Source organism: Variovorax sp. J22G73 (genome assembly GCF_030317035.1).
Classification (GTDB): domain Bacteria; phylum Pseudomonadota; class Gammaproteobacteria; order Burkholderiales; family Burkholderiaceae_C; genus Variovorax.
In genome coordinates this window covers 153,820-166,973 of the sequence record NZ_JASZYK010000003.1, presented here as the reverse complement: position 1 = coordinate 166,973, position 13,154 = coordinate 153,820, and the positions used below count along the sequence as shown (strand labels likewise).

Annotated in this window: 10 protein-coding genes; 3 read left to right on the top strand and 7 right to left on the bottom strand. The window is 67.8% G+C overall.

Going from position 1 to position 13,154, the window contains the following annotated elements; genetic code table 11:
* Nucleotides 1–22: 22 nt before the first annotated feature.
* Entirely contained in the window at nucleotides 23–1,063 is a 1,041-nt protein-coding gene (gene acuI / locus QTI51_RS13380) for an acrylyl-CoA reductase (NADPH) (protein WP_286515704.1), read from the top strand.
* A gap of 88 nt (nucleotides 1,064–1,151) precedes the next feature.
* On the opposite strand, the gene QTI51_RS13375 is transcribed toward acuI, so the two are convergent.
* The 6 genes from QTI51_RS13375 to QTI51_RS13350 all read right to left on the bottom strand — a co-directional run bounded on the left by QTI51_RS13375 (nucleotide 1,152) and on the right by QTI51_RS13350 (nucleotide 6,851).
* A complete protein-coding gene (locus tag QTI51_RS13375; protein ID WP_286514128.1) occupies nucleotides 1,152–2,597 on the bottom strand; it encodes an NAD-dependent succinate-semialdehyde dehydrogenase in 1,446 nt (481 codons plus the stop codon).
* A gap of 18 nt (nucleotides 2,598–2,615) precedes the next feature.
* On the bottom strand, nucleotides 2,616–3,737 hold the full coding sequence (locus tag QTI51_RS13370) for a DSD1 family PLP-dependent enzyme (RefSeq protein WP_286514125.1): 1,122 nt from the start codon (nucleotides 3,735–3,737) through the stop codon (nucleotides 2,616–2,618).
* Nucleotides 3,738–3,832: 95 nt separating this feature from the next.
* Nucleotides 3,833–4,669: a transporter substrate-binding domain-containing protein gene (locus tag QTI51_RS13365; protein WP_286514123.1), complete on the bottom strand. Its 837-nt coding sequence runs from the start codon at nucleotides 4,667–4,669 to the stop codon at nucleotides 3,833–3,835.
* Between the two features lie 63 nt (nucleotides 4,670–4,732).
* Nucleotides 4,733–5,518 (bottom strand): amino acid ABC transporter ATP-binding protein, encoded by a 786-nt coding sequence (locus QTI51_RS13360; protein ID WP_286514121.1) that lies wholly within the window; start codon nucleotides 5,516–5,518, stop codon nucleotides 4,733–4,735.
* A gap of 16 nt (nucleotides 5,519–5,534) precedes the next feature.
* The gene (locus tag QTI51_RS13355) at nucleotides 5,535–6,191 is read right to left on the bottom strand and encodes an amino acid ABC transporter permease (protein WP_286514119.1); all 657 of its coding nucleotides are present in this window, start codon (nucleotides 6,189–6,191) and stop codon (nucleotides 5,535–5,537) included.
* A 6-nt stretch (nucleotides 6,192–6,197) separates the two neighbouring features.
* Nucleotides 6,198–6,851 carry an amino acid ABC transporter permease gene (locus QTI51_RS13350; RefSeq protein WP_286514117.1) on the bottom strand — a complete coding sequence of 218 codons (654 nt, stop codon included), beginning with the start codon at nucleotides 6,849–6,851 and terminating at the stop codon, nucleotides 6,198–6,200.
* A gap of 179 nt (nucleotides 6,852–7,030) precedes the next feature.
* Here QTI51_RS13350 and QTI51_RS13345 point away from each other — a divergent pair, with 179 nt between their 5' ends.
* Entirely contained in the window at nucleotides 7,031–7,687 is a 657-nt protein-coding gene (locus tag QTI51_RS13345; protein ID WP_286514114.1) for a TetR/AcrR family transcriptional regulator, read from the top strand.
* Nucleotides 7,688–7,773: 86 nt separating this feature from the next.
* Nucleotides 7,774–9,381, top strand: coding sequence for a hypothetical protein (locus tag QTI51_RS13340; protein WP_286514112.1), 1,608 nt, complete (start codon nucleotides 7,774–7,776; stop codon nucleotides 9,379–9,381).
* Between the two features lie 85 nt (nucleotides 9,382–9,466).
* Here QTI51_RS13340 and QTI51_RS13335 read toward each other — a convergent pair whose 3' ends face one another.
* The gene (locus tag QTI51_RS13335) at nucleotides 9,467–13,090 is read right to left on the bottom strand and encodes an indolepyruvate ferredoxin oxidoreductase family protein (RefSeq protein WP_286514109.1); all 3,624 of its coding nucleotides are present in this window, start codon (nucleotides 13,088–13,090) and stop codon (nucleotides 9,467–9,469) included.
* Between the last annotated feature and the right edge of the window lie 64 nt (nucleotides 13,091–13,154).

The window sequence follows — 13,154 nt, the reverse complement described above, 5'->3', positions numbered from 1 at the left end:
CGCGTCGCTGGGCGCGCGGCAGCTGCAAGCGGGTGTCGCGGTTTCGCATGGGCGGCCGCCGGTCGCGAGCGCCGGGGGTTTTCGCGCGGTACGGCTCGGCAAGGACGCCAAGGGCGCGACGACCGCGGAAGTCGCCACGCTGGACAACGGCGAATTGCCGCCGGGCAACGTCGTGGTGCGCATCGCGTACTCCACGCTCAACTACAAGGACGCGCTGGCCATCACCGGGCAATCGCCGGTGGTGCGCAAGTTCCCCATGGTGCCCGGCATCGACTTCGCCGGCACGGTGGAGCACAGCGCCGACGCGCGCTACCAGGTGGGCGACCGCGTGTTGCTCAATGGCTGGGGCGTGGGCGAAACGCATTGGGGCGGGCTGGCGCAACGCGCCTGCGTGCGCGCCGACTGGCTGGTGCCGTTGCCGGCATCGATGTCCGAACGCTCGGCGATGTGCATCGGCACCGCCGGCTACACGGCCATGCTGTCGGTGATGGCACTGGAGGCGCGCGGCATCGCACCGGAGGCCGGTGTCATCCTCGTCACCGGCGCGAACGGCGGCGTGGGGAGCATCGCCATCGCGCTGCTCTCGCGGCTCGGCTATGCAGTAACGGCCTCCACCGGGCGGCTGGAAGAAGCGCCGCGGCTCAAGGCGCTGGGCGCCACCTGCGTGATGGACCGGCGGGTGCTCGGCGAACCCGGCAAGCCCCTGCAGAAGGAAGCCTGGGCCGGTGCGATCGATTGCGTGGGCAGTCATACCTTGGCGAACGTGCTGGCGGGTATCCGCTACGGCGGCGCGGTGGCGGCCTGCGGGCTGGCACAGGGCATGGAACTGGCGGGCAGCGTGGCGCCATTCATCTTGCGCGGCGTGGCGCTGGAAGGCGTGGACAGCGTGCACGCATCGTTCGCGCGCAGGACCATCGCCTGGGCTCGGCTGGCGCGCGAGCTGCCGGGCGAGGTGGTCGAGGCGAACACCCGCGAGATCTCGCTGGCCCAGGCGCTGGTGGTGGCGCCGGAGTTGCTGCGCGGGCAGGTTCGCGGCCGGGTGGTGGTGGACGTCAATCGCTGAACCGGAGGGAACGGGAGGGAACGGGAGGGAACGGGAGGGAGGAGGAGCAAGGGCGCGGGGGCCGAAAGGCCCCCGCCCGGGTTCCCGTTCAGAGAGACATGATGGACACGGCCTTGGTGACCAGGTAAGCCTCCAGCGCCTCCGGTCCGCCTTCGCTGCCGTAGCCCGAATCCTTCACGCCGCCGAAGGGCATCTCGGGGAAAGGCGTGGGCGGCTGGTTGATCCACACCATGCCGGCCTCGAGCGACTGCGAGATGCGGCGCGCCTGGGTGATGGACTGCGTGAACGCATAGGCGCCCAGGCCGTAGGGCAGCCGGTTGGCTTCGGCGATGGCCTCCTCGATGTCGTCGAAGCCGCGAATGGCCGCGACCGGGCCGAAGGGCTCGTTGTTGAACACGTCGGCCTGCAGCGGCACATTGGTCAGCACGGTGGGCTCGAAGAAGTTGCCTTGCATGTCGAGCCGCCTGCCGCCCGCGGCGAGCGTGGCGCCGCAGTGCACCGCGTCTTCGACCACGCGCTCCATTGCCGTGACGCGGCGCGCGTTGGCCAGCGGGCCGAGCGTGGTGCCTTCGGCGAGCCCGTCGCCGGGCTTGAGGCCCTTCGCATAGGCCACCATCGCGCCTTCGAAAGCCTCGCGCAGGCTGTTGTGCACCAGGAAGCGGGTGGGCGACACGCAGGCCTGGCCGGCGTTGTGGAACTTGGTGGGCGCCATGAAGCGGGCCGCGAGCGCCACGTTGGCGTCGCTGGCCACGATGACGGGCGCATGGCCGCCGAGCTCCATGCTGACGCGCTTCATGTGCTGCCCCGCCAGCGCCGCGAGTTGCTTGCCCACCGCGGTCGAGCCGGTGAAGGTGATCTTGCGGATGAGCGGATGCGCGATGAGGTGGTCGCTGATCCGCGCCGGATCGCCGAAGACCAGCCCGACGGCGCCCGCGGGCACGCCCGCGTCGACAAAGGCGCGCAGCAGCGCGGCGGCGGACGCCGGCGTTTCTTCGGGCGCCTTCACCAGCATCGAGCAGCCGCAGGCGAGCGCGGCAGAGAGCTTGCGCACGATCTGGTTGATGGGGTAGTTCCACGGCGTGAAGGCCGCGACCGGGCCCACGGGCTCCTTGGTCACCAGCTGCTGCGTGGCGGGGTTGCGCGAGGGCACGATGCGCCCGTAGATGCGCAAGCCCTCGTCGGCGAACCAGTCGACCACGTCGGCCGACGAATGCACTTCCATCGTCGATTCGGCCAACGGCTTGCCCTGCTCGGTGGTCAGCACACGGGCGATGGATGCGGCGCGCTCGCGCAGCAGCGACGCGGCCTTGCGCAGCGTGGCCGCGCGCTGTATCGCGGGCACGGCGCGCCAGAGCGCGAAGCCCCGGTGCGCGGCCTGCACGGCACGCTCGAGGTCTTCCATGCCGGCGCAGGCGACCTGGCCGACCATCTGGCCGGTGGCCGGGTTGAGCACCGGCATGGTGTTGCCGTCGGCAGCTGGCTGCCATTCGCCGTCGATCAGCAGCAGCGTGTCGGGGTAGTCCGTAGATGTCATGTGGGTTGCCTCGTTTTTTCAGTGGCTCGCGCCGCGTGCGGATACGGGCCAGATCGCCTCGACGTGGCCGTTGCGCACGCAGATGTACTGGTCGTGGAGGTTGACCGTCGGATCACAATGCGAGGGGATGAGCTTGAGTCGGGTACCCAGCGGGATCTGGGCTTCCGGCGTGAGGAGCGCGATGGTGCCGTGCTCGTCGGAGGCTGCGACGAGACGCGCATCGGGGTGTCCTTCGATGGTTGGCAAGCCTTTTTCCAGCGTGTACGACTTGAGGCCCGCATCGACGATGACGCGGCCCTTGCCGGCGGTGCTCATCACGGTCGACAGCACGAACAGGCTGTGCTCGAATTCCGCGTAGGGTTGCCCGTCGTTGCCCTCGATGGCGGCATATTCGCCGTCCATGAAGATGTAGGAGCCGCACTGCAGTTCGGTCCACAGCCTGGAAGCGCCTTCGAACATGAAGGTGCCGGTGCCGCCACCGCCGATCACCTCGCATTCGAGCCCCGCCCGGCGAATGGCATCGATGCTTTGCTGCACCGCTTCGGACGCGACCTGGATTGCGGCGGCGCGCTCCGCATAGGTCTTCAGGTGCTGTGCCTTGCCTTCGTAGGCCTGCAGCCCGTCGAAGCGCAGGCCCGGCGACGCGGCGATGTGCAGCGCCAGTGCCGCGGCGGGCTCGCCCGGCGGCACGCCGCAGCGCCACATGCCCATGTCGATCTCGACCAGCGCGCCAAGCTCAACGCCGAATTCCTGCGCCGCGCGCGAGGCGGCATCGACCTGCTCGACGGCATCGAAGCACAGCGAAATTCTGGCTTCCTTGGCGAGACCGGCAAGGCGGCGCAGCTTCTGGATGTCGAGCACCTGGTTGCTGACGAGCACGTCGCGCACGCCACCGCGCACCAGCGCTTCGGCCTCGCCTACCTTCTGGCAACACTGTCCAACGGCACCAACGGAAATTTGGCGGGCGGCGATGGTAGCGCTGCGGTGTGTCTTAGCGTGCGGTCGCAAACGGATGCTTGCATCGCGTGCGAAATCGGCCATCTTTTGCAGGTTGCGTTCAAACACATCCAGATCGAGGATGAGTGCGGGCGTGTCGATCGCGCCCAGGGGATCGCCGACGCGTGTCGCGACTGTGTACATGGGAAATTCCGGAAAGAGGATGAGGCGGCCTTGCCAAGGCCGCGAAGATAGGGGCGCGCGACAGGCAGGCGCGCCCGGCGATCAGTCGGTCCAGCTCAGCTGGACGTCTGGATCTTGTAGCTGCGCTGCGGCGGCGGCGCGATCTTGAAATACTTCTTGTAGATGGCCGTGTACTCGATGTAGGAGTAGCCTGTGGTCAGGTCGGTGACAAAGCCGTCGAGAAACTGGCTCCAGGTAAGTTCACCCATCTTGTAGGCAATGCCGTAATTCTGGAAGCCGCCGAACACTTCGGGAATGACCTTCATCTCGGCGTTGGTCGCGCCGTACCACATGCCAATGGGCAGGTCGACCAGGAAGGCCTGGGCCCGACCCGAACGCAGCGCCAGCGCTTGCTGGTCGACCGATCCGAAGCTCACGATCTGCGCCTTGGGCGCCATGCGCTTGGCAAGGTCGATCTGCTCGGGCACGGTGAGCGTGGCCAGCGTGACGCTGGGATCGTTGAGGTCGGCGAGCGTCTTGATCTTCGAGTCCTTGCGGATCGCGGCGGTCATGCCGGTGTCGAAGTAGCGCGGGGTGAAGGCCACGCGCACCAGCCGCGACGGCGAGATGGTGGCGAACTGCGCCACCATGTCGACCTGGTCGTTCTGCAGCGCGGGCCAGCGTGCCTCGTTGGTCAACAACTCGAACTTGATCTTGGTCGGGTCGCCGAACAGCGCCTTGGCCACGAGCCGGCTCATGTCGATGTCGAAGCCCTGCAGCTCGCCCTTGTCGTCCTTGAAGCCGAAAGGCGGCGTCGAGCTGGTGGTGCCGACGATGAGGTAGCCGCGCTTGAGAATGTCCTGCAGCTTGTCTGCATGTGCGACCGGAGCGGCGCATGCCGCTAGCACGGTTGCTGCGATCGCGAGCCACTGACGAATTGCATTGAACTTCATGATGAACCTTTGGAGATCGGTGGAAGAAACGAGCGGGAGAACCGGGAATGGCCGCATTTGCCTTCAGGCCACTGTCCTGTTGCTGCGGTTCTGTGCGTGGAAGCGCGTGAGAAACTTCTGCAAGCGCTCGGTGCGCGGATTGGCAAGAATCGATTCGGGCGGGCCCTCTTCGACGACCAGCCCGTCCTCCATGAAGATGACCTGGTCGGCCACGTCTTCGGCAAAGTGGATCTCGTGCGTCACGCAGACCATCGTCAGGCCGCGGCGCTTCAGGTCGCGCACCACCTCCAGCACTTCGCCGACCAGTTCGGGGTCGAGCGCGGAGGTGATCTCGTCGAGCAGCAGCACCGTGGGCTCCATGGCCAGTGCGCGCGCAATGGCCACGCGCTGCTGCTGGCCGCCCGAGAGAAAGGCGGGGTAGGCGCCCTGCTTTTCCGCGAGGCCGACCTGGTCGAGCAAGGCCAGCGCGATCTTTTTCGAAGCGGCTTCGTCTTTGCCCAGGATGCGCTTGGGTCCGCACATCACGTTCTGCAGCACCGTCATGTGCGGGAACAGGTTGAACTGCTGGAACACCATGCCGATGCGCTGGCGGGCCTCGGCCTCTTCGCGGGCGTTCCAGCGGCGCCAGTCGCCGCCGGACTGCTTCGTGCGGCCGAGCGCCGCGCCGGCGATCTCGACATGGCCGCTGTCCCAGTGCTCCAGCAGGTTGAGGCAGCGCAGCATGGTGCTCTTGCCCGATCCGCTCTTGCCGAGCAGGACCGCGGTCTTGCCCTTGGCGACGTCGAACGAGATGTCTTTCAGCACCGCGTTGGCACCGAAGGACTTGGAGAGATTGCGAACGGAAATCATGGTGTGCGGGGGTGGGTCAGGACCGTTGGGATCTGTTCATGCGCTTGGACAGGTACGCCGCGGAGCGCACCGTGCCGTAGCAAAGGACGAAGTACATGCCCAGGGCGGCAATGAAGAAGGTGAAAGGCGCCAGCGTGCGCATCACGGCTTCGTTGGTGGCGAGCGTGAGCTCCCACACGCCGATGATCGACACCACCGAGGTGGCCTTGATCACGATGGCGGCGAGGTTCATGAGCGCGGGCAGCGCGATGCGCACGGCCTGCGGCAGCACCACGACGAGCTGGATCTTCCAGTGCCGCATGCCCAGCGCCTTGCCCGCTTCGATCTGCACCTTGGGAATGGTGCGAAGCGCGCCGCGCAGGATCTCCGCGACGTAGGTGGCGAAGAAGAGCGCCAGCGCCACGCAGCCCGAATAGAAGGTGTCGATGAAGATGCCCAGCCGGGGCAGCAGGTAGTAGATGAGAAAGACGAACACCAGCAGCGGAATGCCGCGGATGCCCTCGATCACGCAGCGCAGCACGAACCCCACCGCGCGTCCGCCGAGCATGCTGGCCTCGGCAATGAGAAAGCCGAGCACCAGCGCGAGCAGTGTCGTGACGAGCGCGAGCACCAGCGTCTGGCCGAGCGCCTGCAGCAGCAGCGGCGCGGCGTTGGCAAGAAGAGTCAGTTCCATGGCCGGTTACCTCGCGATGCCGCTGCGGCGTTCGAAGAAGCCACCCGCGCGGCTCAACAGCCATGACAGCAGCGAGTAGCACACCGCGATGGCAACGAAGGGCTCGAAGCTGGCGGCGGTGCGCTGCGAGATCACCTTGGCGGCCATCGTCAGGTCGACCAGCGAGATGGCCGCGCCCAGCGAGGTGTCGTGAATGAGCAGCACGAGCACCGACATCAGCGCGGGCACCGAAGCCGACCACGCCTGTGGAAACTGCACGATGCGAAAGATGGCCAGCGGCCGCATGCCGATGGCGCGCCCGGCCTCGATCTGCGCGAGCGGCACCGCGAGGAAGCCGCCGCGCAGCACCTCCGAGACGAACACGCTGTGCTGCATGACCAGCACCACGACCACGCAGGTGAACGTCGGTATCTGAAAGCCCACCATTGGCAGGCCGAAGTAGATGAGGTACAGCGTGATGAGCAGCGGCGTGTTGCGCATGAGCTCGACGTAGGCCGTGAGCACCCATGCAATGGGGCCGCGCGCCTTGAGGCGTGCCGCGCACAGCAGCAGGCCGCCCACGAGGCTGAGGCCGCCCGCGAGGCACGCGAGCATGACCGTGAGTTGGAAGCCGTTGAGCAACTCTTCGCGGCTGCGGGCAATGACGCTCCAGTCAAACACGTGGGCCCCTCCCCTTGAAAAGAGTCGGCAACCACGGCCGCAAGCCGTGCGTGGAGTTCAAGGGCCATCGATTCACAGTGGGCTCGCTCTCTGAAGCAGTTGAATTACTGTACCGTCTGGACTGTACGGTAAACTAATTCCGAAGTAAACCCCAGACAAGACACTACGGAGTCAAGCCGATGGCAGTCGAAGAGAACAAGCCCAAGCGTGGACGGCCCAGCGCGCGAGACAAGATCCTCGACGCGGCGCTGGTGCTGGTGCAGGAGATAGGCGCTTCAGAGCTCACGCTCGACGCGGTGGCCGAACGCGCGGGCGTGAGCAAGGGGGGCCTGCTCTATCACTTTCCCTTCAAGGAAGAGTTGCTCACGGCGGCGAACGAGGTCATTGCCAGCAAGCTCGCGGGCGCACGGCATGCGGAGGCGGTGAAGCTGCCCGATTCACCGAACCGCGCATTGAAGGCCTACGTGCTGGCCTCGGTCTACAACAGCGGCGACAACGACAAGATCACGACCAAGATGCTCGCCGCGGGGTCGATGCTGAAGGAGTCCGCCGACCCGATTCGCCGCTACTGGAAAGAGCGTTTTCCCGAGATATCGGCCGGCTCTGGTTTCGACCGGGGCGCGCTCGTGCATGCGGCCACCGAAGGGCTGTGGTTCATGGAGATGCTGAAGCTGTCGCCGTTCTCGCCGGAGCAACGCGACCGGCTGGTGCAGCTCATCCTGGAAATGGCGGACGACGAGACGACGACCGCGAAGCCCAAGGAAAAGGGAACGAAGAAAGCCGTCGCTTCGCCGAAGACCGCGGCGCCGGTCAAGCGCAAGGCCGCTGCGCGTTGAGGCCGCTGCCCTTCAAAAACCGCCACGCCCGCCGATAAGAAAAGATCGCCCGCACATCGGGCTCATTTTCTTGATCGGATCTTGCAGTGAACGTCAACCTGAGCGCTGTCAGCCCCTTGGTGGCGAACAGCACGAGCGCCGCGTGGCGCACGACCCCCCTGACGCCGCTGGCGGCACTGAAAGAAGCAACGGCAGCGGCCGCCGTTCCTGTCACTTCCGCTGTATCGGTCAGCCTCGGCCAAGCCGCCGCCTCCACCGACACGCAGACCTACACCCTGCCCGGCCGCACCGCGACCGCCTGGTCGCAGCGCCCCGGCGACGCCATCTCTTCCCTGATGGCCGGCAACTTCGGCCTGCCCTCTGTCGCCACGCGCTTCAACGGTCTGGGCGCCGCGATGCTGAAGCGCTTCGACACCGAGGCCGGCGGCTTCTCGCAATCGGTGACGCTGGCCACGTCAGGCGCATCAGGCACATCGGCCATCGCGCCGGCCGACCTGTTCGCCACCGCCGACAACCAGGTCAAGCTGTCGATCAAGACCGCCAGCGGCGCGACGGTCGAGCTGAGCCTGGGCAGCCAGGCCGACGGGCTGTCGGTGGAGGTCAAGGTGTCCGGCGGCGAACTGAACGACGCGGAGCGCAAGGCCTTGACGCAACTGTCGGGCGCGTTCCAGGACGCCATCGACGGCCTGGGCGACGTGCCGCCGAAACTGTCGTTCGGCGGCTTCACCGATTTCGATCCGAAGGTGCTGTCGTCGGTGGACTTCACTGTGCGCAGCAAGGTCGACGGCAAGGGCGCCATCCAGGCGGTCGATTTCCATGCCGACGCGAAGGCGCGTTCGCTGAGCGCCACCGGCCCTTCCGGCACGGTGAAGGTCGATGTCGACCTGTCGCAGCCGGCCATCCTGGGCAACGCCACGCAGCAGGCGCAGGCGGTGGCGCGCTACCTGCGGCAGGCAGATGCGGCGGGCAGCCGCGGCCGGGGCGACGCGGCGCTGGTCGCCATGTTCAAGGACGCGTTCTCGCAACTGAACAGCAACTACGGCGTGACGGCGCCGCTGGCGGGGCGCGAGGCACCGGGCGTGATCGCCTTGAACGCGGGTGACCACAGCCTGCTGAGCGGGCTGGCCGACTTCAACGCGTCGATGGTGCAGGCGCCGGACGCATCGAACCCGATGCGCCCCGAAGAGGTCGACACCTTCTCGTACAAGCTCTCGCAAGACACGAGCGTGACGGGCAAGGACCCGCGCAACCGCACCATTCACCAGGACCAGCAGGCGCAGCTGGTCGCCAGCTTCCACCGGGCGCTGTCGCCGGACGCCACGCTGCTGCTCACGGCGGCGAAGGAGTCGCAGTTCTACGAGTTCGTGCAGATCGACGACGAGGCCAAGGCATCTACCGACATCACCTACAAGGACGGCGCGCGCACCGACGCGACGGTGACGCAGAGCGCGCGTCAGTCGACGCGCGTGCAGCGCTACCTGATGGGCAAGCTGGAGTCCGACACCACGGTGCCGCTAGCGGGCCAGCGCGTGTCCGACGTGCGCAACCTGCTGTCGAGCGTCGAGAAGGCGGACATGTCGCACGACGCCGACGATGCGCGTCGGCGCGACCAGGCGCTGGCGGTGGCCGCGTCGCTGGCGGTGCTGCCGGATGGACCGACAGGGCTGCGGCAAGGCAGCAGCGCGGCGGTCTGAGAATTCAGGCGGGGTCGCTGAAGCGCTGAAGCGATGACGCGATGGGCCCGGAAGGCATCTTCCGGGCCCATCGCATTCAAGCGCCTCAGACGTTGGTGCCGGCCACGATGGCAATGCCGCGGATCTGGCCCGCAGTGGCAGCACCAGCACCGGCCCCGGCCGGCTTCGCATAGCGCGACGGCGCAAAGCGGTGCAGCAACTCGGCCTCGCGAACGCGCGCCGATTCGAGGTTCGCGAGCTTGACATGGCCGAAGCCCCGCACCGACATCGGCAGCGCGGCCACGCGCGCGGCGGTCGACTGGTTGCCGGCGTTCAGCTCGGCGCACATGGCCTGCAGCAGGCCGTCGAAGTGCGCGATCAGCTCGCGCTCGGTGCGCCGTTCTTCGGTGTAGCCGAACAGGTCGAGGGCGGTGCCGCGCAGGCGCTTGCCGTGCGCCAGCCACTTCAGGGCCGGCAGCATCCAGCTGCCCAGGCGCATCTTGACGGGCGGCTGTCCGTTGGCGGGGCGCGCGAGCAGCGGCGGGGCCATGTGGAACTCGAGCTTCAGGTCGCCTTCGAACTGGTCCTTCAGCTTCTGCATGAAGGCGCCGTCGGTGTACAGGCGCGCAACTTCGTACTCGTCCTTGTAGCTCATGAGCTTGAGCAGGCTGCGCGCCGCGTTGCGCGTGAAGGGCAGGCTGGCGTCGCCGCCCGGCAGCGCGGACTCGGCCTTCTGCAGCGCGCGAATGCGCGTCTCGAAGCGCGCTGCCCATGCGGGGTTCTGGTAGCCGGTGAGGTGGCGCAGCGCGTCGGCGATCAGTGCTTCCAGCGGGCGTTCGTCGGCCTGTTGGGCGGGCGCCTGCAGCGGTGCCGCGCGCAACTGGTCGAGCGCGGCCGGGTCGCCGGCCGCGAGCCGTCCCAGCGAAAACGCCGACTGGTTGGCGGCCACGGCCACGCCGTTGAGCTCGATGGCATGCATCAGCGCCTCCAGGCTCAGCGGCACCAGGCCGCGTTGCCAAGCGTAGCCGGTCGCGACGATGTTCGCGGCCAGCGTGTCGCCGAGGAACTCTTCGGCCAGGCTCTGCGCGTCGAAGGTCTCGACCTGTTCTTCACCGGCCACGAAGCGCATCTTCTCGAGCAGCAGATCGACGTGCAGGTCCGCATCGGGGTTGCGCAGCGACTCGGCCACCGGAATCTCGTGCACGTTGGCCAGCACGCGTGTGCGGCCGTGGCGCACGGTCTGCAGCGCGTCGGCCGAGGCGCCTACCACCACGTCGCACGCGAGGATGGCGTCGGCCTGCTGCGTGTCGATGCGCACCTGGTTCAGCCGCTCGGGTGAATCGGCCAGGCGCACGAAGCTCAGCACCGAGCCGCCCTTCTGCGCGAAGCCCATGAAGTCGAGCACGCTGGCCGACTTGCCCTCCAGGTGCGAAGCCATCGCGATGACGGCGCCCACCGTCACCACGCCGGTGCCGCCCACGCCGGTGACGAGCAGGTCGTACGGGCCGGTCCATGCGTGCGGCGCGGGGTGCGCGAGCGCGGCCACGCGGTGCAGGAAGGCATCGCGGCCGGCGGCCAGCGCGCCGCTCTTGCGGCGCAGCTTACCGCCGGTGACGCCCACGAAGCTGGGGCAGAAGCCCTTGGCGCAGGAGTAGTCCTTGTTGCAGCTGGTCTGGTCGATCTTGCGCTTGCGGCCCATCGACGTTTCCTGCGGCAGCACGGCCACGCAGTTGCTCTGCACGGTGCAGTCGCCGCAGCCTTCGCACACGGCTTCGTTGATGAACAGGCGCTTGGGCGGGTCGGCCAGCTCGCCCTTCTTGCGGCGGCGGCGCTTTTCCGCGGCGCAGGTCTGCTCGTAGATGAGCACGGTCACGCCGGCCATCTCGCGCAGGCGGCGCTGCACCTCGTCGAGCGCGGCGCGGTCGTGGAACTCGGTGCCGGCCGGAAACCGGTTCTTGATGGCGTCGTACTTGTCGATGGCGTCGCTGACGACCACCACCTTGGTCACGCCTTCGGACTCGACCTGCCGCGCGATGGCGTCCACGCTGATGACGCCGTCCACCGGCTGGCCGCCGGTCATGGCGACGGCGTCGTTGAACAAGATCTTGTAGGTCAGCGTGGCCTTGGCCGCGACGGCCTGGCGGATGGCGAGGTAGCCCGAGTGGTAGTAGGTGCCGTCGCCCAGGTTCTGGAACACGTGCGGCGTCCTGGTGAACATGGCGTGCGAGATCCAGTCGACGCCCTCGCCGCCCATCTGGATCAGGCCGGCGGTGCTGCGGTCCATCCAGTTGGCCATGAAGTGGCAGCCGATGCCCGCGCGCGCGGTGGAGCCTTCGGGCACCTTGGTGCTGGTGTTGTGCGGGCAGCCGGCGCAAAAGTACGGCAGGCGCTTGACGGCGTCGCTGGCGTTGCCCAGCAGCTCGGGCGGCGTGAAGTCGCGCACATGCTGCAGGTGGTCGCCCAGGTCGTGGTTGTCGGGAAAGTGCACGGCCAGCCAGTGCGCGACCAGCTCGATGAGGCGCGAGGGTCGCAGCTCGCCCAGCGCGGACACCAGCGGCTGGCCTTCGCGGTCGTTCTTGCCCACGAGCGCGGGGCGTGCGTCCGCGGGCGCGTTGTAGAAGATGTCGCGCAGCTGCGTCTCGACGACCGCGCCCTTCTCCTCGACCACCAGGATCTCGTCCAGCCCCTGCGCAAAGGCCTTCAGGCGCGTTTGCTCCAGCGGAAAGCTCAGGCCCACCTTGTACAGGCGCACGCCGGCGCGCGCGAGCTGCTCGGGCGTGAGCGCGAGCCGGCGCAGCACCTCCATCAGGTCGTGGTGCGCCTTGCCGCAGGTGACGATGCCGACCTTGGCATGCGGGCTCACGATGACGTGGCGGTCGATGCTGTTGCGCCGGGTGAAGGCGGCCACGGCCGCGAGCTTGTCCTCGAGCCGCGACTCGATGCGCAGCGACGGCAGGTCGGGCCAGCGGTAGTGCAGGCCGTCGGGCGGCGCCTGGTGGCCGGTGGCGGCGCGCACGGCGTCGGCGGTTTCCCAGGCGGCGACGCGCGCGTTGACGGCGTCGAGGTCGACCGTGCCGGCGCTCTCGACAATTTCAGACAGCGCGGCCATGCCGACCCATGCGCCCGAGTAGCGCGACAGCTCGTAGCCGTACAGGCCGAACTCCAGGTACTCGGCCACGCTGGCGGGCTGCATCACGGGCATGCGCCAGGCCATGAAGGCGTGGTCGCTCTGGTGCGGCATCGACGACGACACGCAGCCGTGGTCGTCGCCCGCCACCACCAGCACGCCGCCGTGCGGAGAAGAGCCGTAGGCGTTGCCGTGCTTCAGGGCGTCGCCCGCGCGGTCCACGCCCGGGCCCTTGCCGTACCACATGGCATACACGCCGTCGACGGTGCGCTCGGGGTCGGATTCCACGCGCTGGGTGCCCAGCACCTGGGTGGCGGCCAGCTCTTCGTTCACGGCGGGCACGAAGCGGATGCCGGTCTTCTTGAAGCGTTCGCCGGCCTTCCAGATGGCCTGGTCGACCATGCCCAGCGGCGAGCCGCGGTAGCCGCTGACGAAACCTTGCGTGTGCAGGCCGCGCGCAGCGTCGCGCTGGCCCTGCATGGCGAGGATGCGGATCAGCGCCTGGGTGCCGGTGATGAAGATGGAACCGGCCTCGGCCCAGAGGTTGTCGGAAAGCTGGTAGTCGGGCCGTCTGAGTGCGGTTGCTGTGTGTGGGGCGTTCATGCCCGGAATTGTTCTGCCGCACCCGAAGTAAGTGTTTCTTCAATACACTGGCGCAGACCCTTGT

Excerpts from the sequence above, each read along its gene's own strand:
- QTI51_RS13375 (WP_286514128.1), bottom strand. The coding sequence starts at position 2,597 with ATGACATCTACGGACTACCCCGACACGCTGCTGCTGATCGACGGCGAA.
- QTI51_RS13370 (WP_286514125.1), bottom strand. The coding sequence starts at position 3,737 with ATGTACACAGTCGCGACACGCGTCGGCGATCCCCTGGGCGCGATCGAC.
- QTI51_RS13365 (WP_286514123.1), bottom strand. The coding sequence starts at position 4,669 with ATGAAGTTCAATGCAATTCGTCAGTGGCTCGCGATCGCAGCAACCGTG.
- QTI51_RS13360 (WP_286514121.1), bottom strand. The coding sequence starts at position 5,518 with ATGATTTCCGTTCGCAATCTCTCCAAGTCCTTCGGTGCCAACGCGGTG.
- QTI51_RS13355 (WP_286514119.1), bottom strand. The coding sequence starts at position 6,191 with ATGGAACTGACTCTTCTTGCCAACGCCGCGCCGCTGCTGCTGCAGGCG.
- QTI51_RS13345 (WP_286514114.1), top strand. The coding sequence starts at position 7,031 with ATGGCAGTCGAAGAGAACAAGCCCAAGCGTGGACGGCCCAGCGCGCGA.
- QTI51_RS13335 (WP_286514109.1), bottom strand. The coding sequence starts at position 13,090 with ATGAACGCCCCACACACAGCAACCGCACTCAGACGGCCCGACTACCAG.